The following is a 1,613-nucleotide window of genomic DNA, read 5'->3' as shown; positions in this document are numbered from 1 at the left end:
AGCTTGATCTTTAACCCTCGCGTTGGTTACGTGCTGCGATGGTCGGGTCACGCTTGATGGTTTTACCGACGTCGTGGTGGGGTGCGGGCTGACGGTTGCGGGAGCCGGGTGGCCGTCCGGGGCCGGGTGTTGCGGGTTTCGGTGCGCTGGCGGGCAGGGCGCTGGTGGGGCGGATGTTCCGGAACCCGCGGCGGACGCGGGCGGGGGTGAGCCGTCCGGGTGGTGCGGGTTTCTCCCAGGGGCGGCGAAGGTCGGCGGCCAGGGGGCGGGCCAGGCGGAGTTGGGTGTGCGCAGCGATGATCAGCCAGGTCCAGCGGTCGCCGGCTTGCGGGGTGCGGATCTTCGGGCGGGTCCAGCCGAGGGTCTGTTTGAACAGGCGGAAGGTGTGTTCCAGGTCGAAGCGGCGTAGAAAGGCCTGCCACCAGCGGTCGACATCGGTGGCGGTGGCGCCGGTGGCGGAGCACCACAGCCATACCGGCTTGGGGTCACGGTCGCCGGGTAGGTGGTCGACCTGCAGCCTAATCAGGGTGCCTTCGATGACCGGCAGGTCCCCGTCGTGGTCGATCCAGCAGGTGCGGCGGGTCAACCTGGGGTGCAGCCAGTCCCACGCGGCTGCTCGCGCGGTGCCATAGCGCGTGGTCGCAGTGGTGGTGACGTGGTGCGGCGCCGGCCAGGTAGCCGGATCGGCCAGGGCGAACTCGCCGCCGTGTTTGCGGGGACGGCCGATGGTTCCCGCCGCCCTGACCGGCTTGGGCAGCCGTAGGACACGGTCGGAACGGATCCGCCCGACCAGCACCACGGGTAGGTCGGCCAGCACCCAGGCCAGCCGGGCGGTGTCGTAGCCGGTGTCGGCCACGATCAGGATGTCCGGGTCGCCGGGCCGCCAGTGCCCGACGGTGATCAGCCGGTCCACGACATCACGCAGCTGGGCGGCGGTGACCGCGGTGGCGTCATCGGTCGGGCCCAGCCGCACCGCGTCCAGGACCTGCGTCCACGACGTGCGGCCGGACTCCAGCGCGGCCACGAACGAGTACGGCCAGCCCGGGATCAGCTGAGCCTGCCCCTTGCCTCGGGCGTAGACGTGGCAAAACAACCGGTCTGGGCTGGTCGGCGCGTCCGGGCGCAGCCAGTTCGACACGTCCACAGCGAGGACGATCCGCCCGTCCGCCGCCCGGGGCAGAGGCAACCCGGCCAGCCTCGCGCGAAGCCGGGCGATGTCGATCCTGCCCGCGTTCAGCCCGTCGTACAGGGCGCCGTGACCCCGACGATGCTCCGCCGTCAACGTGAGATCGACCAGGCTGTGTACCGGCCCGTCGGCGCACAGGACCGCGTCGGTCAGCTCGAACAACGCGTCCGCCCGGCGCACCAAGCACTGGTAAAAGTCCCGGCGGAAGCCCGCCAGCCCCGCCGCTGGATCACTCACGGGCGTGTCGGGTAACACCAGCCCCGCTACGTAGCCCACAATCGTGGCCACGGCCACCGTCCTTGTTCTTCACGTCCTTGCCAGGGAACCGAAGGATCATCAGACGGTGGCCGGCTTCCGTCTCCACGACACGCCGAAATCCATAAAGGACTATCGCGGCCGCCGAGACGTCAGGGTTAAAGAACAAGCT

The 1,613-nt window shown here is 70.0% G+C and carries 1 protein-coding gene; it reads right to left on the bottom strand.

Features of this window, described 5'->3' with window-relative positions; all coding sequences use genetic code 11:
* Positions 1 to 10 precede the first annotated feature (10 nt).
* A complete protein-coding gene (locus B0E53_RS36345) occupies positions 11 to 1,423 on the bottom strand; it encodes an NF041680 family putative transposase (RefSeq protein ID WP_210406365.1) in 1,413 nt (470 codons plus the stop codon).
* Positions 1,424 to 1,613: the final 190 nt, after the last annotated feature.

Source organism: Micromonospora sp. MH33 (genome assembly GCF_003013775.1).
Taxonomy (GTDB): Bacteria; Actinomycetota; Actinomycetes; order Mycobacteriales; family Micromonosporaceae; genus Micromonospora; species Micromonospora fulviviridis.
The sequence above is the reverse complement of the archived record's forward strand: the minus strand, read 5'-3'. Positions and strand labels throughout refer to the sequence as shown.